We start from the raw sequence: 26,572 nt of genomic DNA on the forward strand, positions 1-26,572 counted from the left end.
AATATGCTCCACCCCTTATTCATCAAGGGCTGGCAGCTATCGAAACTAACTTAGCGCCCAAAAAAAACGCTGACAAGCCTTTTTGGGCTTATCAGCGTAAACTTTTACTTATTTTTGCTACACATCACTATTTTTGAGACTCAAACTCAACGCCCGTCGGGTCTCGCTCTAGTGCGACTTTCAGTACTTCATCAATCCACTGTACAGGGATAACTTCCAGATCCGCGATAACATTATCAGGAATCTCTTCCAAATCACGCTCGTTATCTTTTGGAATTAGCACTGTCTTAATGCCACCACGGTGTGCCGCAAGTAACTTCTCTTTTAGGCCGCCGATAGGTAGAACCTCACCACGCAGTGTGATTTCACCCGTCATCGCTACTTCTGCTTTCACAGGGTTGCCTGTTAGAGAAGAAACCAATGCTGTACACATTGCTGTACCCGCACTTGGGCCATCTTTTGGTGTCGCGCCTTCCGGGACGTGTACGTGAATATCTTTCTTCTCGTAGAAGTCAGTATTGATACCTAGCTTTTCTGCACGAGAGCGAACCACTGTCATTGCTGCTTGGATAGACTCTTGCATCACATCACCAAGAGAACCCGTTTGTGTCAGCTTACCTTTACCTGGCATTGATTGAGTTTCAATCGTTAATAGATCGCCACCCACTTCGGTCCAAGCTAGGCCAGTTACTTGACCAATTCGGTTACTTTCATCCGCTTTACCGTAATCGAAACGTTGAACACCTAAGTACTCTTTTAGGTTGTCCATCGTTACCGTTACTGACTTGATGTCCTTATCCAGCAAGATGTTCTTCACCGCTTTACGGCAGATCTTAGAAATCTCACGCTCTAAGTTACGGACACCCGCTTCACGCGTGTAGTAACGAATGATGCCAATAATCGCAGAATCTTCAATGACGATCTCATCCGCTTTCAAGCCATTACGCTTCACTTGTTTATCAACAAGGTGACGTTTTGCAATGTTCAGCTTCTCGTCTTCGGTGTAACCAGATAAACGAATAACTTCCATACGGTCTAACAATGGACCCGGGATGTTCATCGAGTTCGATGTCGCAACAAACATAACGTCAGAGAGATCGTAATCCACTTCTAGGTAGTGATCGTTGAACGAGTTATTCTGTTCAGGATCAAGTACTTCTAGTAGAGCCGATGCCGGATCACCACGCATATCGGAAGACATTTTGTCGATTTCGTCCAATAAGAACAGCGGGTTCTTCACACCAACCTTCGACATCTTCTGGATCAATTTGCCTGGTAATGAGCCGATATAAGTACGACGATGACCACGAATTTCCGCTTCATCACGCACACCACCCAACGCCATACGAACATACTTACGGCCTGTAGCTGAAGCAATTGAACGACCAAGAGATGTTTTACCGACACCAGGAGGACCAACAAGACAAAGGATAGGGCCTTTTAGCTTGTTGATACGGTTTTGAACCGCCAGGTATTCAAGGATACGTTCTTTGACGCGTTCTAGACCGTAGTGATCTTCATTAAGAACCTCTTCTGCTTTCGCTAAGTTTTTCTTAACTTTTGAGCGCTTAGCCCAAGGAACGCTGACCATCCAATCGATGTAGCTACGAACCACTGTTGCTTCAGCAGACATTGGAGACATCATCTTAAGCTTTTGCAGCTCTTGCTCTGTCTTTTCACGTGCCTCTTGAGGCATTTTTGATTCGTCAATCTTCTTCTGTAGCGTTTCGAACTCGTCTGGTGCGTCTTCCATCTCACCAAGTTCTTTCTGAATCGCTTTCATTTGCTCATTCAGATAATACTCACGCTGAGATTTTTCCATTTGCTTTTTAACGCGACCACGAATTCGTTTTTCAACTTGCAGCAAGTCGATCTCTGATTCCATCTGGCCCATCAGGAATTCCAGACGCTCAGTGACGTCAACAATTTCAAGCACTTGCTGCTTATCTACCAACTTTAACGGCATATGAGCCGCAATGGTATCCGCTAAGCGTGCGGCTTCGTCGATACCATTAAGTGACGTTAGCACTTCTGGTGGAATCTTCTTGTTTAGCTTAATGAACCCTTCAAACTGATTAATCGCGCTGCGAACAATCACTTCTTGCTCACGCTCATCCAATTCTGGCGTAACAACAAATTCAGCTTCCGCTAGGAAGAAGTCACTCTCTTTAAAGTGATTGATTTTTGCTCGCTGCTGGCCTTCGACCAATACTTTTACTGTGCCATCCGGAAGCTTCAAGAGCTGGAGAATGGTGGCTACCGTACCTACGTCAAATAGGTCGTCAACCGTAGGCTCGTCAGTATCCGCTTGCTTTTGTGCCACAAGAAGAACTTGTTTGTTGGTTTCCATCGCCGTTTCTAGACAGCTAATCGATTTCTCACGACCAACAAACAATGGAATAACCATGTGTGGGTAGACCACTACGTCACGTAGAGGTAGTACCGGGATCTCGATACGCTCGGAACGTTCCAAGTTCATATAATTCTCTCTTCCGCTTTCACGTTTAACGTATTACTTAAGGCAGTATATGGGGGCTAATTGTTTGGATTCAATAAGAGAAATAAAAAAAGGAGGTAATTACTTACCTCCTTTTTCATTATGGCTGAATTTACTCTGCTCCAGCTGCCTGATTGTCTGCGTTACTGTAAATAAGCAGTGGCTCTGACTCGCCATTAATGACGGACTCATCAATCACGACTTTACTAACGTCTGTTGCAGATGGTAATTCGTACATGGTTTCAAGTAGCACGCCTTCAAGAATCGAGCGTAAGCCACGAGCACCTGTTTTACGCTCCATTGCTTTTTTCGCGATAGCGCGCAGCGCATCTTCACGGAATTCAAGTTCGGCGTTTTCTAGCTCAAACAATGCTGCATATTGCTTGGTCAGTGCGTTCTTCGGTTCACATAGGATCTGAATCAACGCTTCTTCATCAAGCTCAGTCAGTGTTGTTGTTACAGGTAGACGACCAATGAATTCTGGAATGAGGCCGTACTTCACTAAGTCTTCAGGTTCAACTTGAGTAAATAGCTCACCTACCGTCTTCGATTCATTCTTCGAACGAACTTCAGCACCAAAGCCAATACCTGTACCTGTTGCAACACGCTGCTCAATCACCTTGTCTAAGCCAGCAAAAGCACCACCACAAATGAACAGGATCTTAGATGTGTCCACTTGTAGGAATTCTTGCTGAGGATGCTTACGACCACCTTGAGGTGGAACCGATGCAACCGTACCTTCGATAAGTTTTAGTAGCGCCTGCTGAACACCTTCACCAGATACGTCACGCGTAATAGATGGGTTTTCAGCTTTGCGTGAAATCTTATCAATTTCATCAATGTAAACGATGCCGCGTTCCGCTTTAGCTACATCGTAATCACATTTTTGCAGAAGCTTTTGGATGATGTTTTCAACGTCTTCACCTACGTAACCGGCTTCGGTTAGTGTCGTCGCGTCTGCCATTGTAAATGGCACATCCAAGAATCGAGCTAATGTCTCCGCAAGTAGTGTTTTACCGCTACCTGTAGGACCAATTAGAAGGATGTTACTCTTACCAAGCTCCACACCTTCGCTCGTTGTATCACCATTGCGTAAACGCTTGTAGTGGTTATATACCGCAACTGCGAGCACTTTTTTCGCGTAATCTTGCCCGATCACATAGTCATCAAGGTGTTCACGGATCTGTTTTGGCGTTGGTAACGCTTCAGATTCTTTCTTAGGGAGAACATCCTTGATTTCTTCGCGAATAATATCGTTACATAAGTCGACACACTCGTCGCAAATGTACACTGACGGACCTGCGATTAGCTTGCGAACTTCGTGCTGACTTTTGCCGCAGAAAGAACAGTACAGCAATTTACCGCTGCCACTTTCTTTGCTTTTATCTGTCATTCGCTAACCTCTTAGCCTTTACTCTTCATGAATGAGTGTATATCAATTTTTGCCAAAATGCGCTGGCTAATTACTCGCCACGGTGGCTTAACACTGCATCCACGATACCGTATTCCACAGCCTGCTCTGATGACATGAAGTTATCACGATCAGTATCGCGCTCAATGACTTCAAGAGGTTGGCCTGTATGTTCTGCTAACAACTTGTTTAGTTTCTGTTTAATCGTCAGGATTTCCTGAGCATGGATTTGGATATCAGAAGCTTGACCCTGGAAACCACCCAATGGTTGGTGGATCATTACACGTGAGTTAGGCAGTACGTAACGCTTACCTGGCGCACCACCTGCAAGCAGGAAGGCACCCATTGAACATGCTTGACCCATACACACAGTGCTGACATTTGGCTTAATGAACTGCATGGTATCGTAAATAGACATACCAGCTGTTACGCTGCCGCCTGGCGAGTTGATGTATAGGAAAATATCTTTATCTGGATTTTCAGATTCTAGGAAAAGTAGCTGAGCCACGACAAGGTTTGCCATGTGGTCTTCCACTTGACCCGTTAAAAAAATCACGCGCTCTTTAAGCAGACGTGAGTAGATGTCGTAAGAGCGTTCGCCTCGGGAAGTTTGTTCAACCACCATTGGTACTAGCGCGTCCATAATTGGCGACATTGCATTTTTTTCTTGGTAGCTCATATTCTTATGTCCCTAAAATAAATGGCCCGGATGATGACTATCATACGGACCATTGTTAGCAGAATAGTTAACGTTAAGTCAACCTTCTACGCAAGATATTGCTTATTAAGCAGCAGGTTGTTGTTGGTTAAGTAGCTCGTTGAAGCCTACTTCTTTCTCAGAAACCTGTGCTTTAGCGATGATCGCGTCGATTGCTTGCTCTTCTAGAGCTACGTTGCGCATGTTGTTCATCATTTCTTCGTTTTGCTCGTAGTAAGCAATAACTTCTGATGGATCTTCGTATGCAGTAGCCATTTCTTCGATTAGAGCTTTAACTTTCTCGTCGTCCGCTTTTAGCTCTTCAGATTTGATTACTTCACCTAGTAGAAGACCAACAACTACGCGATGTTTAGCTTGTTCTTCGAACAGTTCACGTGGAAGCTGAGCAGCAGCTTCTGGGTTACCACCGAAGCGTTGTGCAGCTTGTTGACGCAGAACTTGGATTTCTTGCTCGATAAGCGCTGATGGTACGTTGATGTCGTTTTGCTCAACTAGACCGTCAATCGCTTGCTCTTTGATGCGGTTCTTAACAGCTTGCTTAAGTTCGCGTTCCATGTTCTTACGAACTTCAGCTTTAAGTGCTTCAACACCACCTTCAACAACACCGAACTTAGCAACGAACTCGTCGTTTAGTTCTGGTAGTTCACGAGCTTCAACTTTGTTCACTTTGATTGCGAACTTAGCTGCTTTACCTTTTAGGTTTTCAGCGTGGTAATCTTCTGGGAAAGTCACGTCGATGTCGAATTCCATACCAGCAGTTTTACCTGCGATACCGTCTTCGAAACCAGGGATCATGCGACCAGCACCCATTTCTAGAGGGAAGTTCTCAGCTTTACCACCTTCGAACTCTTCACCGTCGATAGAACCAACGAAGTCGATGCTTACGCGTTTGCCATCTTCTGCTGCTTCTTCAACTTCAACCCAAGTTGCTTGTTGCTTACGTAGAGTATCGATCATCTCTTCTACGTCTGCATCTTTAACTTCTGTTAGTGGTTTTTCAACAGTGATGCTCTCTAGGCCTTTAAGCTCAACTTCTGGGTAAACTTCAAAAGTTGCAGTGAAAACTAGGTCTGAACCTTCTTTGTTCTCTACAGGAGCGAAAGTTGGAGCGCCAGCTGGGTTGATTTTCTCTTTAACGATAGCTTCGATGAAGTGGCGTTGCATTACTTCACCAAGAACGTCTTGACGTACTGCTTTGCCGTACATCTTAGCAACCATTTTTAGAGGCACTTTACCCTTACGGAAACCATCGAAACGACGGTTTTTAGCGATGTTGCGTAGTTCAGCTGTTACAGCGTCTTCGATGTTTGCAGCTGGAACAGTAATGTTTAGACGGCGCTCTAGGCCCTCTAGCGTTTCAACAGTAACTTGCATTATATATAAACCTCTAAAGTGGCTCGGTTTTCCGAGCGTATGAGCGAAACTCAGAGGAGCTTACGCTTCATCCTTGTGTAGTGTTCTGTCCGAACACCTAATTTAAAATCGAGTATCGATACTGGTTGTCAGTACCGGACTAATCAGTGATATCTTCGATAAAATAACCAAAGGTATCTCCTATTAGCCTCAGGACAGAATTTTTAGACGCGACATTCTAGCGATCTGTCGCAACCCTGTCGAGCCAATAGCCACTATGTGGACATTGTCTGCGCTAAATTCTCGAATGCTGACCCATTTTTTCTTCAAAAATGCGATTCAGACACCGTCTAAGCATCGCCAGCATATCTAGAATGGGGACAATAGCGACTTTTTCAAGAGAATCGACCGGTTTTTTTATCGAAAAGCCTAAAAAGAGATCTTGCTCTTGTTTTACTCCACAGAGTTGAAAACTAAATCCCTAATCCTTCCTACAAACTATTAACATTTTCTTACGTGACCAAAGGAAGTTGTAAGGAGTGTAAGGATGTCGCAAAAAAAACGGATTCTGCTGACATTTTTTGCTTTCTATTTCCTGTGCGCAATTATCGGTGGCCATTGGGTTTGGCAGACCAGTTATCAATCTCTACTTGATAAACACCAATCACAGCTTGAGCAATTTTCTGGCCATATAAAAAATAAACTCGATAAGTACGCCCATATCCCAAATCTTCTAGCTAAAGATGATCCACTTTATCAAGCGCTTCTGCACCCCAACAACAGTGCGCAACTGGAAATCACTAATCGGTATTTAGAATCCGTTAATGGCGTGATTGAAGCAGCGGACACCTACTTAATCGATCAATGGGGTACAACGATCGCAGCCAGCAACTGGCGTAAAGAGCGCTCCTTTATCGGGCGAAATTTTGCATTTCGCCCTTATTTCAAACAAGCCATTGTAGGCAAAAGAAGCCAATACTACGCACTGGGCTCAACATCTGGTAAACGTGGCTACTACTATTCTTATCCCATCGTATACGCTGGCGGTGTACTTGGTGTCGTCGTGGTGAAGATGGACCTAAGTAAGATAGAGGACAACTGGCAGCAACCTAACAGTGTTTTTGTCGCCAGCGACCCATACGGAATTGTTTTCATGAGTAGCCGAAGTGAATGGCTACTCAAAAGCTTACGACCACTGACAAAAAAAGAGAAAAAGCAAGTTTGGGCAAGCCAACAATATCTTGATGCGCCAATTGAAACGCTTGGATTAGTGGGTAGTTTGGACGAGGTGCATTCTGAGCTTAAACAGGGTTACCCATACAATAAAGGAACCTTGGTGGTCTCTTCGCTGCCCCTTCCCGAACTCAAACTGACAATTCGTGTGCTGTCTCCTAAACAGTCTATCGTTTGGTTCACCATGGGTTACATCTTTGTACTCACTCTAGCATTCATGGTTTTGTTTTTAATTGGTCAGCTTATTTATCACCGTCAACAGCGTCACTTGCAAATTGAACGAATTCAACAAGAAGCCAATCAAAAGTTGGAATATCAAGTCATGGCACGGACTGCCGAGTTGCAAGCGGAGATCGCACAGCGTATCGATACCGAGCAAACTTTACGCGTTACTCAAGACGAATTGGTGCAAGCAGCGAAACTCGCGGTGTTAGGACAAATGTCGGCCAGTATCAGCCATGAACTGAATAATCCACTTGCGGCAATTCGTAGCTTTGCGGAGAACGGCAAGCTGTTTCTAAAAAAAGAAAAATATGAGCGAGTGGAAGATAATCTCACTCGCATTTCTGCTCTCACTGACCGTATGGCAAATATCAGTCAGCAACTTCGCTCTTTCGCCAAAAAAACCAGTGGTGACGAGTTGGCTCAATCTCGATTGTTCCCTGTTATTGCCTCTGTAAAAGAACTGATGAAGCCCGCATTTAAATCAGGGCGCGTCACGTTAGAAACAAATTTGCCAGAGCATGATGTTGAAGTGCAGATCAATATTATTCAACTGGAGCAAGTGTTGGTCAATTTACTGACTAATGCGATAGAAGCACTCAAAGAACAACAAGACAAACAGGTAGAATTATCTGTAGAACACGATGAGCACACTGATTTGGTTTGGATTCATGTTGATGATAATGGCCCAGGGCTTGGCTCTTTCTCACTTTCTGATTTATGTGAACCGTTTCTAACCACTAAACTGAACGGTTTAGGTTTGGGTCTCTCTATCTCGCAACAAATCTTAGCCAGTATGAAAGGAAAATTATGTGCCCATAATCGAGAACAAGGCGGCGCTCGATTCTCATTGTGTTTACCTATCACTTCTTACAACACTGAACCATCAAAAGGATAAGATCATGTGTCAGGTGTTTTTTATTGATGATGAGGCCGATCTCAGAATCGCTATAGAACAGACCTTTGAACTGGCGGATATCGACGCCAAGTTTTTTGTGGATGCAGAATCGGCTTTAATAGCGATGCAGCAAGGAGAAGAAGCTGGCGTCGTGGTCACTGATATCTGTTTGCCGGGCATTTCTGGTATGGATATGCTGACAACTTTGACTCAACGCGATGCAAACTTACCCGTCATCATGATCACTGGACACGGTGATATTTCCATGGCTGTGCAAGCCCTTCATCAAGGCGCTTACGACTTTATTGAGAAACCTTTTGCGCCAGAACATTTGGTTGAAACGGTTAAGCGGGCGATTGAGAAGCGCAAACTAACCAATGAAAATGAAAAACTGCGCCTGTCACTTAAAGCCAGTAAAACCCTTGGTCCACGAGTTATTGGTGAAACCTCTAGCATCCAAATATTACGAGAGACCATCACCCAAATCGCCGATACCGACGCCGATATTTTATTGTTTGGTGAAACCGGTACAGGGAAAGAGTTAATCGCTCGTTCTTTACATGAGCAAAGCTCTCGCCGGAACCAAAACTTTGTCGCCGTAAATTGTGGAGCGGTTCCAGAGAACTTAATTGAGAGTGAACTCTACGGCCATGAAAAAGGCGCATTCACTGGCGCCGAAAGCCGTCGTATCGGTAAATTTGAGTTTGCACAAGGCGGCACACTTTTCTTGGATGAGATCGAGTCGATGCCTATCCAAGCCCAAATTCGTTTATTGAGGGTATTACAAGAGCGCGTGATTGAGCGTGTCGGTTCAAATGAATTATTGCCTTTAGATATTCGAGTGATTGCCGCAACAAAGGTCGATTTAAAACACGCAGCTGAAGAAGGTACTTTCCGTCAGGACCTCTATTATCGGCTCAATGTCGTGACCTTGGATCTCCCGCCACTACGCGAACGAAAAGAAGACATTCCCGCCCTCTTTCACCACTTTCTGTTGGTAGCAGCTTCACGTTATGGCAAAAGCTCACCTAGTTTGTCACCCCAAGATCTAGCGCAACTGATGAGCCATGACTGGCCTGGTAATGTTCGAGAACTCAGAAATGCTGCAGAACGTTTTGTACTATTGGGTAAGTTAATTCAGTTGGGAGAATCGAACCCAGTTGCTAAGTCTTCCTCAAGCCTTGCAGAGCAAGTGGCGGAGTTTGAGAGAGCAGCCATTGAAGGCGCTTTATTAGAAAACAACGGTAGTATTAAACAGACAATGTGCCAATTGAATGTGCCAAGAAAAACCCTTTACGACAAGATGCAGCGCTACCAAATAAATAAAGACCTTTACAAATAAAACACGTTCAGATAACTGGCATTATATTCAACTTGAATCATAATTTTTAACAACGGATTTATCATGGTTGTTATAGATATGAACGAAAAAGTGAGAATACCGATTGTTACAGATACTGTGCTCGTAGACGGTTGCTATCAAGAAGAGAGAAGATTCGGTGAAGAGCGTCGTAAAAATAAAAAGAGGTGGCGACACTATGAACGTCGAATTAATTCAGACCCGCGCAAAACTTGTTACAAGTCAATAGACGAAGAGGTGTGAATTCTCACACCTCTTTCTACTTTCTGGCTTCCATTACTTGGTAATGATCTCCGGCCCCATCAAGGTAGTAGGCAACCAAGTCGATACCCATGGTACATATGTGACGATAATTAGGAATAAGAACATCACTCCAACCCAAGGTAATGCTGCCTTCACTACGTTCATCATCGACATTTTGGCAACACCAGCGGTCACAAATAAGTTAAGACCCACGGGCGGCGTTATCATTCCTATCTCCATATTCACCACCATCATTATGCCCAAATGAATTGGGTCTATGCCTAATGCAATCGCAATTGGGAACACGAGCGGCGCAACAATGATCAACAAGCCTGATGGCTCCATGAACTGACCACCAATCAACAACAAGACGTTCACCACAATCAAGAAAGTGATGGGTCCGAGACCAGCCGAGAGCATCGACTCGGTGATCATTTGCGGGATGCGTTCTTCCGTTAAAACATGCTTCAAAATTAAGGCATTAGCAATGATGAACAGCAGCATGATGGTGAGTTTGCCCGCTTCATACAGGGTGTGTTTCGTGTCTTTATGAACAAAGGTTTGGAAGATTTTAACGAGCGCAGGTTTAGTGTTTTTCTTGTCTGCAAATGGCCCCATGTCTTTGTATACAAAGTTAGCAATAAAGAATGAGTACACAGCAGCAACCGCAGCGGCTTCTGTCGGCGTAAAGATACCGCCATAGATACCACCAAGAATGATGACGACCAACAACAAGCCCCAGCTTGCATCCTTGGCAGCATCAAAGGTTTCTTTCCAACCGACAAAAGGTTGTTTTGGAAGGTTCTTGATTCTCGCGGCAATGTAAATCGCAATCATCAACATGACACCCGCCAGCAAACCGGGAATCACACCACCAAGGAACATACGTCCAACTGACACATCCGTTGCGGCTGCATACACCACCATCACAATCGAAGGTGGGATCAAAATCCCTAGCGTACCTGCGTTACAAATTACCCCAGAGGCAAACTCTTTTGAGTAACCGTTTTTGATCATACCTGCGATAACAATACTACCTATGGCAACAACCGTTGCAGGTGAGGAACCTGACAACGCGGCAAACATCATACACGCTACAACCGAAGCCATCGCCAAACCGCCGCGGAACCAGCCTACAATGGCAATGGCGAAACGAATGATCCGCTTTGCTACGCCACCCGTCGACATAAAGCTTGAAGCCAATATAAAGAATGGAATAGCCAATAGCGTGTAGTGGCCCGCGAATGCATTAAACAGCGTTTGAGCGACTGACGCTAAAGAGGCATCCGAATGCATTAAAAGGAAAAGAACACTGGAAAGGCCCAGCGAAATAGCAATTGGCACGCCAACCAGCATAAAGCCAATTACCATCAAAAATAGAAATAAGATATCCATGGCTTATTGCTCCTTGTTTTTAGCGTCTTGCGAGGCCTTTGGAGCCATTACGTCTTCAGCGTCACTCATCTCAGCTTTAAGAGATTCGAGCTCTTCCTCCGCTTCATGTCCTGCAATCAAGCGATCGAGCTTGCCAGTAGCGATTTGCCACGTGACTTGAACAAATCTAAACGTTAGTAGCGCCATTCCAAGTGGCAAAGCGAAATAAGGAATAAAACGTGGCAGCTTTTCATAACGCTCTCCCTCATTTAACCAGTCGGCCATGAACTGGAGTATTTCAGGCATCGGAATATCGTCCGTTTCATACCACGCTCGGTCGGTAGCGAACGGATACCAGTAGTTCCAAGCGCCAATTAACAGCAAAATAGAGAAGGCTAAGCAACACATTGCTGCAAAAAGCGCCAGGGCTTTTCGTTTACCTTCCGGAACGATGTTAATAATGACATCGACACCAATATGAAAGTGTTTTTTCACACCATAAGATGCGCCAACCAACACCATCCATGCGAACATGAAAACGGTGAGCTCAAGCGCCCAAAGAATATTGTCGTTAAGGACATAACGAAAGATGACATTGGCAAAGGTCAGCAAGGTCATGGCACCCAAGAAGAAAGCAATCAAAGTCTCTTCAATGGCATCAGTGATTCGTCCAGCCTTGGCAAAAAAAGTCTGTTCCATAATTACATCACGTCGTCTGTAGGGGGAAAGAGCCCCCTCAGTTTGAGAGGGCTAAATGTGCTAGGTGTTATTATTTTTGGTTAGACGCCAAAGCGGCTTCGATTAGGTCAGAACCAATGTCTTTTTCGAACTTCTTCCATACTGGTTGAAGTGCAGTGACCCATTCTTGGCGCTGTTCTGGCGTTAGAGTACGAACCACACCACCTGCTTCGATGATATTGTTCTTATTCGCAAGGTTTACTTTGGTTGACTCAGCATTACGCTGAGCAGTTACCTCTTGAATAATGGTGTTTAACTGCTCGCGCTGATCATCTGGTAGGTTTTTCCAGAAGTCGTTTGACGTCACAACTAAGTAATCCAGAATTCCGTGGTTCGTTTCCGTAATGCCATCTTGAACTTCGAAGAATTTTTTGCCGTAAATGTTTGACCAAGTATTTTCTTGACCATCAATAACCTTAGTTTGCAAGCCGCCGTAAACTTCTTTGAACGACATTTTTTGTGGGTTAGCACCTAGCTGCTCAAACTGAGCAACGAGTACATCAGACGCTTGAACACGGAACTTAAGTCCTTCAGCATCAGTTGGAGAAATGAGCGGCTTGTTGGCTGACATTTGCTTCATGCCGTTATGCCAAAACGCAATGCCTTGTAGGCCACGACGTTTCATTGAATTTTTCAGCTTTTCACCCGCTTCCGAGTTTTGGAAACGGTCAACCGCGTCGACATCATCGAACAAGAAAGGGAGATCGAAAAGGCGGTACTTCTTGGTGAATTTCTCAAACTTAGAAAGAGAAGGAGCAGCGAGTTGAACATCACCATTCAGTAGCGCTTCCAACACTTTGTCATCATCATAAAGTGTTGAGTTAGGAAACACCTGCATACAGACTTTACCGTTCATCTCTTCGTTGACGCGCTTTTCAAGTAACGAAGCCGCGATGCCTTTAGGGTGTTTGTCCGCATTCGTTACATGGCTAAACTTGATGACCGTTTCACCCGGGTCACAATTTGCGGCAGCATTAAAACTGGTAACAGCAAGTGCAGAGACAGATAGTAGAGTTAGAGGCTTAAACATTATTATTCTCCTTGTTGAATCACATCCCATCCCGTCCATGAGTAACTAGGTGTTAGGCGATGGGTACGGATGTTCAACAAAGAGCAATTAATGGACCATGTTAAAATTTATATATATTTCAATAAATTAACAAAGCCCGTTAACATGAATCCGAAGTGTAACGAGTGAATTCCACCCAAGAAAAAGATATAAATGGGTGGGAAATGACCCATTTATGAAGAACAGCTTATCTCCATTTTCTTCCCCCATTCCGGCGGCAATTTCGCATAATCATCAAACTCGGGTTGCTCATCAAATGGGCGTTTTAACAGTTCGGCCAATCGGTGTAATTCGCTAAAGTCCCCTTCTTCCGCTTTATCAATCGCCAACTGAGCCAAGTAGTTACGCAAGATGTATTTGGGATTGGCTTGACGCATCTGTTTGCAACGCTGTTCGGTTGAAATCAGGCCCCCTAGTTCATCAACCTCTAGCTCACACCGAGCTAAGTACAGATCAAGCCAAGCTCGCGCAGCTTCTCGGTCGAGAAATAAATCGATTACGGCTTGGGAAGGCGCATTATCAAGGTTTGAAAGCGTTCTGAAGAAGCGAGTGTAGTCCGTTTCGTTCTGGTGAAGAAGCTCAAACATAGCTTCAAACAAACGCCCATCTTCCGCTATCTTGGTTTTTAAGCCCAACTTCTCACGCATGAGGCGGCTGAACTGCTGGCTTAAATGAACTTCAAATTGACTCAACGACGATTCTAAATCTTCTCGTTCAACGAGTGGCGATAGCGCATGCGCCAGTGCTGACAGGTTCCAAAGCGCAATTCTAGGCTGTTGATCAAATGCGTAACGACCCTGGTAGTCTGAATGATTACAAATGTATCCCGGCTCATAATCATCAAGAAAGCCAAACGGACCATAATCAAAAGTTTGCCCAAGAATTGACATGTTATCGGTATTCATCACACCATGCGCAAAACCAAAAGCTTGCCAATATGCGATCATCTCGGCTGTTTTAGTCACGATGGCGTCAAACATCGCGGCATATGGTTTCTCCGCCGATGCACAATCAGCAAAGTGCCACTCAATCACCTTATCCGCCAACAGCTTCTGCTCTGCTAACTGGTTGGTGTAAAAGAAATGCTCAAAGTGACCGAATCGAACATGGGTTTCAGCCATTCGAAGTAACAAAGCGCCCGATTCCGTTTTTTCTCGATAAACAGGTGTATCACTGACCATCATACCAAGAGCACGTGTCGTGGGAACCCCAAGGCCCGCCATGGCTTCACTGCACAAGTACTCACGGATAGTTGAGCGTAATACCGCTCGCCCATCCCCCATTCGCGAGTAAGGCGTTAGCCCTGCACCTTTGAGGTGAAGATCAAACCAAGTACCATCCTGATGCTCAATTTCTGCCAACAGTAATCCACGTCCATCGCCCAAATCTGGGTTGTAAACGCCAAACTGATGGCCTGCATATTTCATCGCAAGAGGACGAAATTGTTCGAATTCACTTAGCCCAGAAAAAACCGCCAATAACTCATCGTTTTGCTCTTCTGGTAAACCAAACTGCTGTGCAAACTCACCATTCCAAGCGACCCAGCGAGTGTTGTCCAAGGGTTGTGGCTCGACCAACGTATAGAACGCTGACGGTAATTGACTAAAGCGATGGGTGAAATTGACCCGTTGCCAAATGGACATGTAGGGTTCCTTAATAAAAAGAAGTACTGTTGTGAGTATACGTGTGAATGTCCCTTTCATTCAGCCATGAAATGGGCATGGGTATTTTGCGTGAATAACGCGAAAGCGGCAGGAAGGTATCAACCTGCCGCAGACCGTCTCCTAAACGGAGGTAGCATGTAAAAACGATCAAAGGGTTAAGCGGAAAATTCTTCACCCGTTTTTGGTGGCTGTGATGTCGTATCAAAACGAGCGCGTTCGATATCCACTACCGTTTTATAGCTCAACGATAACAATGCCAGCTGGTACGCGCCAAAAATACCATAGGCCACACCGACGAGGCTCAACATAAAGAGATTCGTAAAGTGGCTAAAGATCAGCTGACTGAGCAAGCCCGCACCCAATGGAATTAGTCCCATCAAAATGAATACTTGTTTGTTGTATGCTCTGCTCTGGTTCCACGAACGACGCAAACTGCGCGGTTGATGATCCATTGCAGTCGCTGGCAACACAAATGACCATCGCGCCATTACCCAATAGCCAGGAATGCTTGCAATCGTTGTGATAATAGCCATAGCAACAAAGTCGGCTTCACCACTTTCTGCAATGTAGATAAACGACAACACAAAGATCGGGATACCAATAACGAGCATCATCATCAGTCCAAACAGTATCCACCAGCCTATGAAACGGAATTCTCGAGCTGACAAACGAAATACATCCAACGCAGAGTGCATGTAATCGCCGGCTAAATAAATTCGATGCACACGCACAGCCGCCATAGCGGCAACAAGTGGGTACAAAATAATTGTGACGAAATAAAATCCTGAGACATTGCCTTCTTGAACGTTCGCTTGATCTTGCCCCGTCATTTCAGGATACATAAAAGCAAAAATTGAGTGCACGATAATCAACGGAATACAAGCAATAACAATTGCGAGTAGATTCCTTCTGACCATCACTGCCGCTTCTCGGCATATTTCCGAAACAGAAAAGCCCTCGGTAGACATATAACATCCTTAGTTCATAAAAATCGGCCCCTAGGGTAACCGCAGAGTAGAAAAATCGCTTTAAAAATAATGAGAAACACATCTCATAAGATAATGAGAACGAAACCAAAATAAATCAGATAAAAAATAAGCCACTCAATGTGAGTGGCTTATACCGCAATTCAATACCGTTTTAGACGCGACGTCGCCAGCCTAATGTTGCAAGTAACATCAAAGCCCAATAAGAAACACTGCCGCTACCTTCAGAGTTCTTGAATGTCGTTGTCTTCAAATAAGCAACAACCGTCACGATAACTTCACCCGTAGCAGTGGCACCATGACCGTCTGAAACCGTATATTGCAGCTTGATGCCGTCAGTAGGGCTATCCGGTGCTTGAAAACGGATTTTGCCATTCTCTACACTCGCACTTCCCACACCCGTTACGTTCTGTACACTTTCTACAACCAGTTTATCGCCGTTCACATCCGAATCATTGCTCGCTACATCAATCAGAATACTTTCACCAACGGCAACGGTCGCCGTATCTGCAAGCGTAAGTGGCGCTGCGTTTTTCATGGTTAAATCGACGGTAGCACTGGACGTTTCATTACTAGGATCAGTCACGGTTAAACGGAATGTCAGAACCTCACCAGCTTTTGCACCTTGAGGCACCGTAAAGCTTGTGCTAACACTGGTTGCATTGCCAAGAGAAACTGAAGTGCCAGCCAACTGCTCCCATTTATAACTCAACACATCACCATCAGCATCCGTACTATTTAACGCAGACAACGTGACTCGCTGCCCAACCGTCATGTCTTTATTATCAACATCAATCACAGCCACTGGCGCTTCGTTGCTGCCAAGCACTTCCACCTGCACATTCACGATTGAAGATGAGTACGCACCATCAACCGACAACAAACGATATTGGAAAGTGTCCAGACCAACGAAGTTAGCTTCAGGTTGGTACTGGTTGCCAGAGATGGTGCCGTGCTCAGGCTTCTGCACAATGTCCACATTGAACTGATACCCTACCGCCATGAAATCATTGTCCATCAGGTTCAGTTTGATTGGCGTATTTTTATTGGTTTGTAACGAATCAGATTTCGCTTCAACCAAGTTGCTCGCATCCACATTTAATAATGCTGCAAACGGAATATAAGAGAACCCGGCTTTTTCTAGACCAAACGTGCCAATCTCACTGTAATCACCAGTCCACATTACAGGTAGGGAGGCTTTTTCAGTTTTTAGCAAGCGACCGAAATCAAAGTTTGCATCAAATTGACCGCCTTCCAATTCAACGACCAATAAATGCTGACCCGCACTCAATTGGCTTGGTTGGGGGAATAAAATTCGAGATGACTTTTGGAAGTTACCTTGCTGTAAAAGCTCAGCGTTGTTTTGATTCAATATTAATCGATAGCCAATGTTTCCAGAAAATGGGAATCGCCAAACTCGATAAGTCATGTCACTTTGAGCGCTATCTCTTTGCGCGTAAAGTTGAAGACCATCAAGCTCTGTATCACTATTCAAGTCCAGTGACACCGCCAGAGTGTTACTCCCACTCGCGTACACATAACCTTGATGAAGAGAGTTCAGCCATGCTGATTTATTTGGTTCGTTTGTATGCTCAAGAGAAAAGCTACCGCCGTTGGTGTTGCTGGCAATGTTGGAAATACGAACCCCAGTATCAAACCCTGTGATCGCTCTCAGACCCGGGGTCGATGTATCTGAAATGACATCGCCACCATTAGGGTATAAATCGTCAGCGTCACTCCTACCATCATTTTCTAACTCATTCAGACCATCAGCCTGCATGATTTGAACCTGCATCGCGCCAACATCATTAAAGCGGTTCTGGACATTGACCGACGTCGCTAGGATACCTTCAGCCGCCAATGCTCGGTCGTAACCGCTAAAGGTGCGATTTTCCAAGTAAATACGTGGACCAAACTCTTTCAAGTACGGGTCGAGATACACCAGCTTGACATCGTCGTTGTTCACAGAAATAGGCGCTGGACTTTCATGAGTTACCGTTGGTACAACAAAACCAGCAGCGTGTTTGCTCCATGCACTCATGTTCACCGGAGTGTCACCAGCGTATGAATCTCCCGGTTTCTGCGCCCATGAACCGCCACCCATCACGCCCCAAGAGCCGATCGAGGCATCACTGTTCCTTGCGTACAAATCCGGTAAGCCAAGCATTAAGTGGCCAAGCTCGTGTACGATCACGCCCAAGGTCGCTTGATGATCAACTTGATAGTCAGCGAACACACAATAGTCTGTGATCTTTTTACCATCTAGTGTGACATCATCGTGAGAGAATTTGTGCGGCCAAATAGCAGGACGGTTGAGAACCCCTGTTGAACGATCGCCCCCCGCAAAAATAAACATGACAGAGAGTTCTGACGGTTCTACGGTACCATTTTGATTGCTGTCGTAGGCCGAAAGATTAAAGTATGGATCCAGTTTTTGATAAGCCTCGGTGAAAACCGCATTCAACTTGGCGGTGCATGTCTTATCAGTCGAACTAGAGTGACAGTTAGGGTGGCTTTGTGCCACAGTCACATCTATCACACCGTCATTGGCGGTGCCGTAACTCTCAAGTGCAGGAACAACTTTGAATTTACCTTGAGAGTTTTTATCAAAGTAATCCACAACGCTTTGACCATTGGTATTAAATACGCGTTGCTCAAAATCATGCACCATTGCTTGGTCATCAAACGAAACTTGCACAACCAATAGGGGCTGCTGCTTCACCGTTGAACTGCTCATCGCCTGGTAACCTTGCGCCGAACGCAGTAGGTTTTTTCGTGCCATCGGTTCAATGGTTTTTAAAGAAGATAATTGCGGTTTAAATTGTAAATCCGGGCGAAACCTCGCCGACTCAGGTGGCTCACTCGACTGCGTTTTCACCACACCTGTCGAGATCAATATTGGCGTGTCTGACTCGCGCTGAATCTGCGCGAAAAACCAAACGCCGTCTTCTTGAAGTAAGGCATTGCCCTGCTTATCTTCAAACCAGTGGAAATCTGCCGTTCCACGTAGAATTGCCTCACTGGAGCTACCATCGCTCAACGCAATAGTATGCCAAACCGGCGATGGCGGAGTAGTTGCCATGCTCTTCCCTGCAAGAAGCGCTGTTAGCATAGCCATGGCGAGTGTGTTGAATTTCAAAGTACGACTCCATCTTTTCGATTCGTTCATTCATACCAAGCACAACAAACACAAAGTAACCCTATGGGCATAGAGTAAGACTGAGTGACTATTGACGAAGGCTGGTATCAATTCGCTCAGATAACACGACGTAGTTTGGTGTCACACTACAAAAGCGTCGGATTCCAAAACGCATTTATGAGCGTAGCTTCTGAGAATATAAATTGAGTGAATGAATAGTATCGAAACGAAAGGAAGAAGAAATGAACTTCTACGAATTTATAGGTAAAACTGGGCAACGTTCCACATATTCTATAAATGTACGAGCACTGCTATTAATCAATGCTCGTAATGGTCGCGCGGCCATTGTTTAACGCTATATTAACCTGTAAGAACGGCGTCTTCTGGGTATTTGACCAAGGTAGGTTCAGGACGTGCCAACATGTAGGCAAGCGTGAGCGGCCCAATACGACCAATGATCATCACCACGATCATAATGTATTTACCAGGTTCAGAAAGTTCCGCAGTCAAACCGGCGGTGAGCCCCACTGTGGCAAATGCGGAAATGGTTTCAAACATAACTTTATCAAAGCTGGCCTTCTCGGTAAGCATCAATAAAAACATTGCGCTTGTCAGGATGGCTCCGCTCACAACGATAATTGCCAATGACTTAGTCACAGTTTGCCAATTTATGGTTCGCTTAAACATAACCACATGTTTCTTTTGGCGTAAAAAGGTCCACGTAGCCATAAACGCAACAGCAAATGTGGAAACTTTAATACCGCCCCCCGTTGAGGTGGAACCCGCTCCAATTAACATCAGAACAATCATGACCAGTAAGGCTGGCTGGGTAAACAACGCCAAGTCAACACTATTAAACCCTGCCGTTCGAGCACTCGCAGATTGAAAGAATGCCGCCAACCATTGCCCTGTTGCAGGTAAAGACGCCATTGTGTTTGGGTTGCTTCGCTCAAGTAACCAAAACATCATCGTTCCGACTAAGAGCAATATCGGTGTCGCAATCAGCATGATTTTGGTGTGAAGATGCAAAAAGTGGAAACCTTTGCGCCAGTTTAGCCAGATGTCACCCACAACAGTAAAGCCAAGCCCGCCAAAAATGAATAGCCCCGCCAGTGTAAAGATAACCAACGGATCATTCACAAAGCTCATCATACTGTCAGAAAACAGCGCGAACCCAGCGTTGTTAAATGCAGAAATTGCATGAAACAAGGCGTAAAACATACCAGTCTGCCAGCCCATTTCAGGGACCCAGCGGATAGAGAGAAAAATAAACCCGACCGTTTCTGCAACAAGCGCGAAAACAACAATCCGCTTTACTAGTCGGTTTAGATTGACTTGCCGATCTTGCCCTAATGCTTCTTTCGCCAGCGCTTGTTGACGCAAACTCAAACGCACGCCGAACATATAGAGTAAGACTGCCGACAACGTCATCTGCCCCAACCCACCGATTTGCATTAAAAACATCAGCAAGATTTTACCCGCAAGCGTAAAGTGTTGCCCAGTATCGACAACACCAAGCCCTGTCACACTAATAGCGGACGTTGCGGTAAACAAAGCATCCGTTATCGACAGGCCCGTAACAGAAAAAACTGGCAAGGTTAGCAATACCGCAGAAGGCAGTAAAACACCGAGAAAACTGAGCAATATAATTCGCGGTTCGTTGCCTTTCGCTTTCTCTTGTTTACCATCTGGTGCGTAAAAAACACCTTTCTGATGAAAATACGTCATAGCGATTTTAATTTATTTGCGAGCGCATCTTGAGGGCCGACCACAATAATTAGGTCACCAATTTCTAGTGTGGTATTAAGGTCAGGTGCCTTGGTAATTTCTGGGCCCCGTTTAAACCCTAGCACTTGCACGCCATCGACTTTGCACAGAGCCAAATCACTTAGTGTCTTACCCATCCAACGAGAGCCAATCACAAACTCCGTCATAGCTAAGCCACTGCCTAATGGGTGGAACTCAAGAACCCGTTTATCGAGCATTTTACGCGCGACACGTATCCCCATGTCACGCTCAGGCATGATAATGTGGTCTGCGCCAATTTTTTGCAGAACACGAGCTTGGAAGCGGTCGTTGGCTTTAACCCATACTGACTTTACTCCCGCCTCTTTAGCAATCAATGTCGCAAGAATACTGGCATTGACATCCGCTCCGATGGCAATCATCACCATGTCGTAATCATCAAGTTTGAGCTCAGCAACCGTCTCTTCGTGAGTACAGTTAGCCACAACCGCCTGACTAACAAAACTGGCGGCTTCTTTAACTCTGTCTTCGTTGATGTCAACGGCTAAAACTTGAGCGCCTGAATCTTGTAACTCTTTACACACTGCCAAACCAAATCGGCCAAGACCAATAACGGCGAATTGCTTATCACCTGTTTTCATTTGTGCCCCATCTTATGCATTCATTAGCAAGCAAAAAAGTTTGCGCCCATTCCTTACCTTGTGCAAACCTGCGGACAGATAATTGACAAAAGCTTAACGCACCTTGATTCACTTTACGTGTTAAGCGTATGACACTGATTAACTTTTTTCCTCATTACCGAATAGAAACCGTCGCGATGGCTACATAATTGGATGCCTTAAAACGCAAAAAGCCGCAAGAATGCGGCTTTTAGATCATGGGATAAACTGGCTATTTTGATTCGCGCTTATCGTGCGGTTTACGTTTATTCTTAGGCACGTAATTTAAAATTGAAATTGGTACTGGCTTTCTTGGCGCAAAACCTTCAATTTCCACTCGCTCTAGCAAGTGCCCTAAACGACTTTCAATCATGCAGAGGTTCTTAAAGTCGTCTTTTGAAACCAGTGATATCGCCTCACCTTTCGCGCCAGCACGACCTGTACGACCAATACGATGTACATACTCATCCGCTGGGTAAGGTAAATCGTAGTTGATGACAACTGGCAGATTATCAATATCAATACCGCGCGCAGCAACGCCGGTTGCGACTAAGTACTGGATTTCACCCGCTTTAAACTTTTCTATTAATTCCTGGCGAACACGCTGATTACGGCCACTGTGGAATGCTTCTGCCACAATGCCACGTTTCTCAAGTTGGCTTACCAGTTTGGCCGCGCCGTGTTTAGTTTCAATAAATACCAGTACTTGCGACCAGTCATTTTCTTTAAGCAAGTGACTTAACAGCGACGACTTCATGTCTTTATCGACGGTCGTGATCCACTGTTTAATATTTGATTTTGAGGCACTGTGCTTTGCAATCGTGATCTCTTCAGGATCAATAATCGCATTTTTCGCCAAGTCACGAACAGGGTTAGATAACGTCGCTGAGAACAGCAAACTTTGCACATGTTCTGGCATACAGTCGACGATTTTGTCGATCGCTTCGATGAATCCCATATCCAACATTTTGTCGGCTTCATCAAGCACTAGCATTTCCACTTCATCAAAGTGAATCGCGCGTTGACCGTACAGATCAATCAAGCGCCCAGGCGTGCTTACCACAATATCGACACCCTCGATCAAGGCTTGTTTTTGTGGTGCATAATCCACACCACCAAACATCGCCATTGAGCGTAATGGTAAGTTTTTACCATAAGCTTCAATACTTTGATGAACCTGAAGCGCAAGTTCGCGTGTTGGCGTTAGGATAATCGCACGAGCGCGTTTTTTACGTTGCGTTTCGCCTCGACTAAGCTTTTCTAAGATTGGCAGAACAAAACTGGCCGTTTTACCTGTGCCCGTTTGCGCTGCTGCAATTAAATTGCGGCCACGCAATACGATTGGAATGGCTTTTTGTTGGATAGAAGTGGGTTTTTCATAACCTAGCGCTTTTACTGCATCAGCAATCGATGCGCTTAAACCAAGCTTAGAAAATGGCATAGAAAGGTCTCAACAGAGGAAATGGGCGCGTAGTGTATCAGAATCCCCGTGAAGTAACAGAAGGATTCATGCGCGAAAAACTAGGAACATGACACAATCTTAGCCCAGGAAATTGGGCTGCAAACCTTTTTCTAATTTTTTCCTCACTTTGTAGGAAACATCATTAAGCGTGATTTTCCCCGTTTTGTGGCGGTCGATACCTGCATTCTGTCGATAGGCAATTGAGCCTTGTCTGAACAAAACGAAAGACGGCGGTTTACCAATCGCAGCAGGGTAGAGAATGGCCATGTAAGCATCTTCTAAGCTATTAATTTTATTTCGATAGGGCCAATAGTACGCTTTCACATAGTCAAGTTGTTCAAGCGCGCTCATTCTCGCAAGAGTCTTTGTGTTCACTCCTAATGACTCTGCGGTAGAGGGCATAAATTGAATTAACCCTGTAGCCCCGCTTCCGGAACCATTTTTGATGCTTGGACTGAAAGTTTCAGCAGTTTCAAATGCCATGCACGCCATAAGATGATTAGGATTGATCTTTAGCTCTTTACTAATACGGATGACTTTAGATTTGAACTCTGGAGAAACTTTGCCTCCCCACGCTACCGCGTTCTCGGGATCTGCAATCGAAGAGACCGTTGATGCGTCATGTTCTTCGACAATTTTAGAAAGTAGAGGAAGCGTTTGGCGTAGTCGATGGCTCGAACTCACCAAGCGAATTGATTTGGTAAGAAACTTGTCTTTTTTTTGGTGTAGTTTTTGGAACTTTACTAACTTATACAGTTGCTTATAAACCGTTTTCACAACGAAGCCAGATGTAGGGAACACTCCCAGAATGTAATCCATTTCCTACAAATTTAATATAAATATCAGCAACAGGAATTCTAGATGTGATCAATGTCACCATAAAAATTCTCAAATTCGATACACACCGATGTAAGTGGTCAATGTGTCTCCAACACGCTAGAAGTAAAAGTAAAGAGGCATTAAAAAGGTCTTACCAATTTTTTGGTAAGACCTAGGTTTACTGATTCTCGGATAAGCGAATGTATATTCTTACAGTTCAGCTTCCCGAACCAGTTCTGCAAGCGTCGACAAACGCTGCTCACTTTGTTTTACGTAAGGATTATTCGTATCCCAAGCATATCCAGCCAAAATCGCACTAATCATCTGTTTAATACGTGGGTTCGGGTTTTGATAGAAAATCACATCTTGCAACGTGCCGTTGTACCAGCCTTCCACATAAGTGCGGAATGTGTTCACTCCCACCATTAAGCGTTGCGAGTACTCTTCTTGCCAACCAACCTTTTCACCATTCAGCTGACGAACCACGCAGTCCGCTGCAAACTCTGCCGATTTCATGGCGATAGTGACACCCGATGAAAATACAGGATCAAGAAACTCACCTGCATTACCAAGCAACGCGTAGTGCTCTGTCGCTAAACGTTTGACGTTAGCAGAATAGCCACCCAACTCGCCTGCTGGATTCGGGTAATTCGCATTTCGCAACAAAGAAGCCAAACCCGGCTCTTCATTGGCTAACTGCTGCAACGCTGCAATCTTATCTTCTGGGTATTGTTCGAAAAATTCTGGCTCACCCACCACACCAAACGAACAAGTACCATTAGAGAATGGGATTAGCCAGTACCATACGTCGTGATTTTCAGGATGAACTGAAATTAAAATTTTGTTGCGATCGTATTCCGGCTCTTGGGGAGAGATATGATCTTCGATATGGGTAAAGATCGCTTTTCTAGGCGGAAGACAAGAAGGTTCTTCTAGCTCCAACAAGCGTGGCAAAACACGCCCAAAGCCACTGGCATCCAACACAAAATCTGCTTCGATTTGATAAGCCTTCTTATTTGAGTCGAGCACTTCTAATCGAGACTTTTTCCCTTCAAACACTAGATTGAGCAGTTCATGCTGATAGCGAATCTCTACGCCTTGCTCTTCAGCGCTATCTGCCAATACTTTATCAAAGCTGGCACGTTGAACCTGAAACGTCGTGCCCGGTCCTGGCGTGTATTTGTTTGTAAAGTCGAACTGGGTGTATACGCCATTACGACGAAATGCAGCACCATCTTTATACTGGAAGCCAAACTGCTTTACTGCATTGGTCATTCCTGCTTGTTCAACAACTTCCATACATGCAGGGAGTAGGCTTTCTCCTATGGAAAAACGTGGAAAAGTCGCTTTTTCTAAGACAACAACATCTATGCCACGCGATTTTAATAAGGCAGAAACGGTTGAACCTGATGGCCCCGCTCCTACGACAACAACTTGCTTGAGCTCTGTTTTCATTCTGAATTTAGTTTGCTTGTAGTTTTAATAAGGTATGACCAAGGCCAATATTGTCGGTTCTTTCAACGACAGATAAACCTGCCGCTTCGACAATTTCTAAGAAATCATCACTGCGATAAAAGCGACTATTACCGTTAGCTAAACAGGTAAAATAAAGAGAAGTGGCATTAAGGCTATAGGAAGCTCCCGCGTATTTTTGAGCATCCCAAAACAGCTCCAATACGTAAATAGTATCTCCCTTCGTTAACTGGGCTTTAACTTTTTTAAGGATATTGAGGATCTCAATTGGGGAAAAGCAATCCAAGAACTGGCTCATCCACCATACGTCAGCGTGTCCAGGCAATGTTTGTGCTTTATCCAGCATGTTTGCAGGGTATGGACGTACACGCTCGACGAACTGGTTTTCTGAAACATTCTTCATCGCTACTTCTAATTGCTGTGGTAAATCAACAATCGTCACTTGAACGTCAGGGTCATGTTTACAACACTGAATCGCCCATTTTCCCGTATTTCCGCCAATATCCACAAGATGCTTTGGCTTGCTTGCAAATACTTCTTTAAGCAGAAGTGGGAACGAGCGATCCGAATAGAAATGATCGAACTTAAACCAGCTCTGTTTGGCTTGTTCTGGTAACGTCGATAGACCTTGATAAATGGTCTCCCAATTGCCCAACTCTTTCAAACCTGACGGTTTACCTTCTTGAATTGCTTCCGTCAAATGCATCATCGCGGCGTAACAAACATCTGCCGTAAAATCCATGTTTGCATTCGTCATACCATCATGAAGAAGGTAAAAACCAAGGTTTGCAAGCGAATAGTTAGGTCGTTCCCATAAAACAATATGCGCACTAATCGCCATATCCAACAGTACTTTAACACCATATTCTGATACTCCCGTTTTCTCGGCAATATCTGTGGCACTCATGCCTTGAGCGCCAGCGCTGTCTAAAGCGGCTAAAATACCTAAATCTCGAAGCGTTTTGGCGGTCTGGAACACGATTGGTGCAAAAGATAACTTCTGAGCTTCTGTCTTCGCTTCAAAAGCATTAAAAGGGTCATTATTTTGATTTAACACGGAAAAACCTAACTGCAATTAATAGTTTTATTGTTGAGATTGATTGCCCAACAATGCAATAGCTCGCTGAATATCAACATTCAAGTTGTTTACCCAACGATTGTAATTGCGGTGGATTTTGCCATCACTTGCTTTGAGATTTACTGAGTTGAGATAAATAATTGAGTAATATTTATTATTGTATGGGATTTTTACTTCTGCAGAGTGTTTACGAACGTGGATTTTTGCAATAAGAACACCAGGGCTTACTTCTTCGATCGTCCAGCCTCGGTTAGTTGCTGATTGCACTATGGCCATTTTTACTTGTTTATTTTGAAGATCATAAGCAACTGGAGTATCCTCCACATTCATTACAGGTTGTACTCGTCCACAACCAACAAGAAGCAAAGTTAATAATAACGAGACATACAGCTTAAAACGCGACATGATAATTTCCTTTTTATTGTGAATT

20 protein-coding genes and 1 pseudogene are annotated in these 26,572 nt (G+C 44.6%); 3 read left to right on the forward strand and 18 right to left on the reverse strand.

Annotated elements, in window-relative coordinates:
- Positions 1 to 127: 127 nt before the first annotated feature.
- The 5 genes and pseudogenes from lon to R7Q48_RS10715 all read right to left on the reverse strand — a co-directional run bounded on the left by lon (position 128) and on the right by R7Q48_RS10715 (position 6,487).
- Positions 128 to 2,479, reverse strand: coding sequence for an endopeptidase La (gene lon / locus R7Q48_RS10695; protein ID WP_005382343.1), 2,352 nt, complete (start codon positions 2,477 to 2,479; stop codon positions 128 to 130).
- A gap of 130 nt (positions 2,480 to 2,609) precedes the next feature.
- Positions 2,610 to 3,890: an ATP-dependent protease ATP-binding subunit ClpX gene (gene clpX / locus R7Q48_RS10700; protein WP_005382345.1), complete on the reverse strand. Its 1,281-nt coding sequence runs from the start codon at positions 3,888 to 3,890 to the stop codon at positions 2,610 to 2,612.
- 70 nt (positions 3,891 to 3,960) lie between these two features.
- Positions 3,961 to 4,587, reverse strand: coding sequence for an ATP-dependent Clp endopeptidase proteolytic subunit ClpP (gene clpP, locus R7Q48_RS10705; RefSeq protein WP_005382347.1), 627 nt, complete (start codon positions 4,585 to 4,587; stop codon positions 3,961 to 3,963).
- 105 nt (positions 4,588 to 4,692) lie between these two features.
- On the reverse strand, positions 4,693 to 6,000 hold the full coding sequence (tig, locus tag R7Q48_RS10710; protein WP_256903168.1) for a trigger factor: 1,308 nt from the start codon (positions 5,998 to 6,000) through the stop codon (positions 4,693 to 4,695).
- A 274-nt stretch (positions 6,001 to 6,274) separates the two neighbouring features.
- Positions 6,275 to 6,487: pseudogene (locus R7Q48_RS10715) on the reverse strand (hypothetical protein).
- Between the two features lie 39 nt (positions 6,488 to 6,526).
- Here R7Q48_RS10715 and R7Q48_RS10720 point away from each other — a divergent pair.
- The 3 genes from R7Q48_RS10720 (at position 6,527) to R7Q48_RS10730 (ending at position 9,935) form a co-directional block, all read left to right on the forward strand.
- Positions 6,527 to 8,332, forward strand: a complete 1,806-nt coding sequence (locus R7Q48_RS10720) for a sensor histidine kinase (RefSeq protein WP_115385828.1) — start codon at positions 6,527 to 6,529, stop codon at positions 8,330 to 8,332.
- Between the two features lie 4 nt (positions 8,333 to 8,336).
- Positions 8,337 to 9,674, forward strand: coding sequence for a sigma-54-dependent transcriptional regulator (locus tag R7Q48_RS10725; protein ID WP_005382254.1), 1,338 nt, complete (start codon positions 8,337 to 8,339; stop codon positions 9,672 to 9,674).
- Positions 9,675 to 9,752: 78 nt separating this feature from the next.
- The gene (locus R7Q48_RS10730) at positions 9,753 to 9,935 is read left to right on the forward strand and encodes a hypothetical protein (protein WP_021034161.1); all 183 of its coding nucleotides are present in this window, start codon (positions 9,753 to 9,755) and stop codon (positions 9,933 to 9,935) included.
- A gap of 33 nt (positions 9,936 to 9,968) precedes the next feature.
- Here R7Q48_RS10730 and R7Q48_RS10735 read toward each other — a convergent pair whose 3' ends face one another.
- The 13 genes from R7Q48_RS10735 to R7Q48_RS10795 form a co-directional block, all read right to left on the reverse strand.
- On the reverse strand, positions 9,969 to 11,330 hold the full coding sequence (locus tag R7Q48_RS10735) for a TRAP transporter large permease (RefSeq protein WP_005382255.1): 1,362 nt from the start codon (positions 11,328 to 11,330) through the stop codon (positions 9,969 to 9,971).
- Positions 11,331 to 11,333: 3 nt separating this feature from the next.
- Complete coding sequence (locus R7Q48_RS10740; RefSeq protein ID WP_256903169.1) at positions 11,334 to 12,008, reverse strand: TRAP transporter small permease; 675 nt, start codon at positions 12,006 to 12,008, stop codon at positions 11,334 to 11,336.
- 70 nt (positions 12,009 to 12,078) lie between these two features.
- Positions 12,079 to 13,077, reverse strand: coding sequence for a TRAP transporter substrate-binding protein (locus tag R7Q48_RS10745; protein WP_017634784.1), 999 nt, complete (start codon positions 13,075 to 13,077; stop codon positions 12,079 to 12,081).
- Positions 13,078 to 13,289: 212 nt separating this feature from the next.
- Positions 13,290 to 14,759 carry a protein adenylyltransferase SelO gene (locus R7Q48_RS10750; protein WP_256903170.1) on the reverse strand — a complete coding sequence of 490 codons (1,470 nt, stop codon included), beginning with the start codon at positions 14,757 to 14,759 and terminating at the stop codon, positions 13,290 to 13,292.
- A gap of 176 nt (positions 14,760 to 14,935) precedes the next feature.
- Positions 14,936 to 15,748, reverse strand: coding sequence for a sugar transporter (locus R7Q48_RS10755; RefSeq protein ID WP_256903171.1), 813 nt, complete (start codon positions 15,746 to 15,748; stop codon positions 14,936 to 14,938).
- Positions 15,749 to 15,920: 172 nt separating this feature from the next.
- The gene (locus R7Q48_RS10760) at positions 15,921 to 18,905 is read right to left on the reverse strand and encodes a M6 family metalloprotease domain-containing protein (protein ID WP_318132278.1); all 2,985 of its coding nucleotides are present in this window, start codon (positions 18,903 to 18,905) and stop codon (positions 15,921 to 15,923) included.
- Between the two features lie 360 nt (positions 18,906 to 19,265).
- Positions 19,266 to 20,633 (reverse strand): TrkH family potassium uptake protein, encoded by a 1,368-nt coding sequence (locus tag R7Q48_RS10765; RefSeq protein WP_025766961.1) that lies wholly within the window; start codon positions 20,631 to 20,633, stop codon positions 19,266 to 19,268.
- A complete protein-coding gene (locus tag R7Q48_RS10770; RefSeq protein ID WP_005388291.1) occupies positions 20,630 to 21,292 on the reverse strand; it encodes a potassium channel family protein in 663 nt (220 codons plus the stop codon). Before R7Q48_RS10770 ends, R7Q48_RS10765 begins: the two co-directional genes overlap by 4 nt.
- 250 nt (positions 21,293 to 21,542) lie before the next feature.
- Positions 21,543 to 22,751, reverse strand: a complete 1,209-nt coding sequence (locus R7Q48_RS10775; protein WP_206959869.1) for a DEAD/DEAH box helicase — start codon at positions 22,749 to 22,751, stop codon at positions 21,543 to 21,545.
- Positions 22,752 to 22,850: 99 nt separating this feature from the next.
- A complete protein-coding gene (locus tag R7Q48_RS10780) occupies positions 22,851 to 23,591 on the reverse strand; it encodes a transglycosylase SLT domain-containing protein (protein ID WP_017634789.1) in 741 nt (246 codons plus the stop codon).
- A 210-nt stretch (positions 23,592 to 23,801) separates the two neighbouring features.
- The gene (locus R7Q48_RS10785) at positions 23,802 to 25,046 is read right to left on the reverse strand and encodes an NAD(P)/FAD-dependent oxidoreductase (protein ID WP_025766964.1); all 1,245 of its coding nucleotides are present in this window, start codon (positions 25,044 to 25,046) and stop codon (positions 23,802 to 23,804) included.
- 7 nt (positions 25,047 to 25,053) lie between these two features.
- Positions 25,054 to 26,121 (reverse strand): class I SAM-dependent methyltransferase, encoded by a 1,068-nt coding sequence (locus tag R7Q48_RS10790; RefSeq protein ID WP_005388297.1) that lies wholly within the window; start codon positions 26,119 to 26,121, stop codon positions 25,054 to 25,056.
- Positions 26,122 to 26,148: 27 nt separating this feature from the next.
- Positions 26,149 to 26,547 (reverse strand): hypothetical protein, encoded by a 399-nt coding sequence (locus R7Q48_RS10795; protein ID WP_005382272.1) that lies wholly within the window; start codon positions 26,545 to 26,547, stop codon positions 26,149 to 26,151.
- Positions 26,548 to 26,572: the final 25 nt, after the last annotated feature.

Source organism: Vibrio sp. 378, from assembly GCF_033339435.1.

Excerpts from the sequence above, each read along its gene's own strand:
- R7Q48_RS10745 (WP_017634784.1), bottom strand. The coding sequence starts at position 13,077 with ATGTTTAAGCCTCTAACTCTACTATCTGTCTCTGCACTTGCTGTTACC.
- R7Q48_RS10750 (WP_256903170.1), bottom strand. The coding sequence starts at position 14,759 with ATGTCCATTTGGCAACGGGTCAATTTCACCCATCGCTTTAGTCAATTA.
- R7Q48_RS10735 (WP_005382255.1), bottom strand. The coding sequence starts at position 11,330 with ATGGATATCTTATTTCTATTTTTGATGGTAATTGGCTTTATGCTGGTT.
- clpP (WP_005382347.1), bottom strand. The coding sequence starts at position 4,587 with ATGAGCTACCAAGAAAAAAATGCAATGTCGCCAATTATGGACGCGCTA.
- R7Q48_RS10770 (WP_005388291.1), bottom strand. The coding sequence starts at position 21,292 with ATGAAAACAGGTGATAAGCAATTCGCCGTTATTGGTCTTGGCCGATTT.
- R7Q48_RS10730 (WP_021034161.1), top strand. The coding sequence starts at position 9,753 with ATGAACGAAAAAGTGAGAATACCGATTGTTACAGATACTGTGCTCGTA.
- R7Q48_RS10775 (WP_206959869.1), bottom strand. The coding sequence starts at position 22,751 with ATGCCATTTTCTAAGCTTGGTTTAAGCGCATCGATTGCTGATGCAGTA.
- R7Q48_RS10725 (WP_005382254.1), top strand. The coding sequence starts at position 8,337 with ATGTGTCAGGTGTTTTTTATTGATGATGAGGCCGATCTCAGAATCGCT.
- R7Q48_RS10785 (WP_025766964.1), bottom strand. The coding sequence starts at position 25,046 with ATGAAAACAGAGCTCAAGCAAGTTGTTGTCGTAGGAGCGGGGCCATCA.
- clpX (WP_005382345.1), bottom strand. The coding sequence starts at position 3,890 with ATGACAGATAAAAGCAAAGAAAGTGGCAGCGGTAAATTGCTGTACTGT.
- tig (WP_256903168.1), bottom strand. The coding sequence starts at position 6,000 with ATGCAAGTTACTGTTGAAACGCTAGAGGGCCTAGAGCGCCGTCTAAAC.
- R7Q48_RS10780 (WP_017634789.1), bottom strand. The coding sequence starts at position 23,591 with ATGGATTACATTCTGGGAGTGTTCCCTACATCTGGCTTCGTTGTGAAA.
- R7Q48_RS10720 (WP_115385828.1), top strand. The coding sequence starts at position 6,527 with ATGTCGCAAAAAAAACGGATTCTGCTGACATTTTTTGCTTTCTATTTC.
- R7Q48_RS10795 (WP_005382272.1), bottom strand. The coding sequence starts at position 26,547 with ATGTCGCGTTTTAAGCTGTATGTCTCGTTATTATTAACTTTGCTTCTT.
- R7Q48_RS10765 (WP_025766961.1), bottom strand. The coding sequence starts at position 20,633 with ATGACGTATTTTCATCAGAAAGGTGTTTTTTACGCACCAGATGGTAAA.
- lon (WP_005382343.1), bottom strand. The coding sequence starts at position 2,479 with ATGAACTTGGAACGTTCCGAGCGTATCGAGATCCCGGTACTACCTCTA.
- R7Q48_RS10740 (WP_256903169.1), bottom strand. The coding sequence starts at position 12,008 with ATGGAACAGACTTTTTTTGCCAAGGCTGGACGAATCACTGATGCCATT.
- R7Q48_RS10755 (WP_256903171.1), bottom strand. The coding sequence starts at position 15,748 with ATGTCTACCGAGGGCTTTTCTGTTTCGGAAATATGCCGAGAAGCGGCA.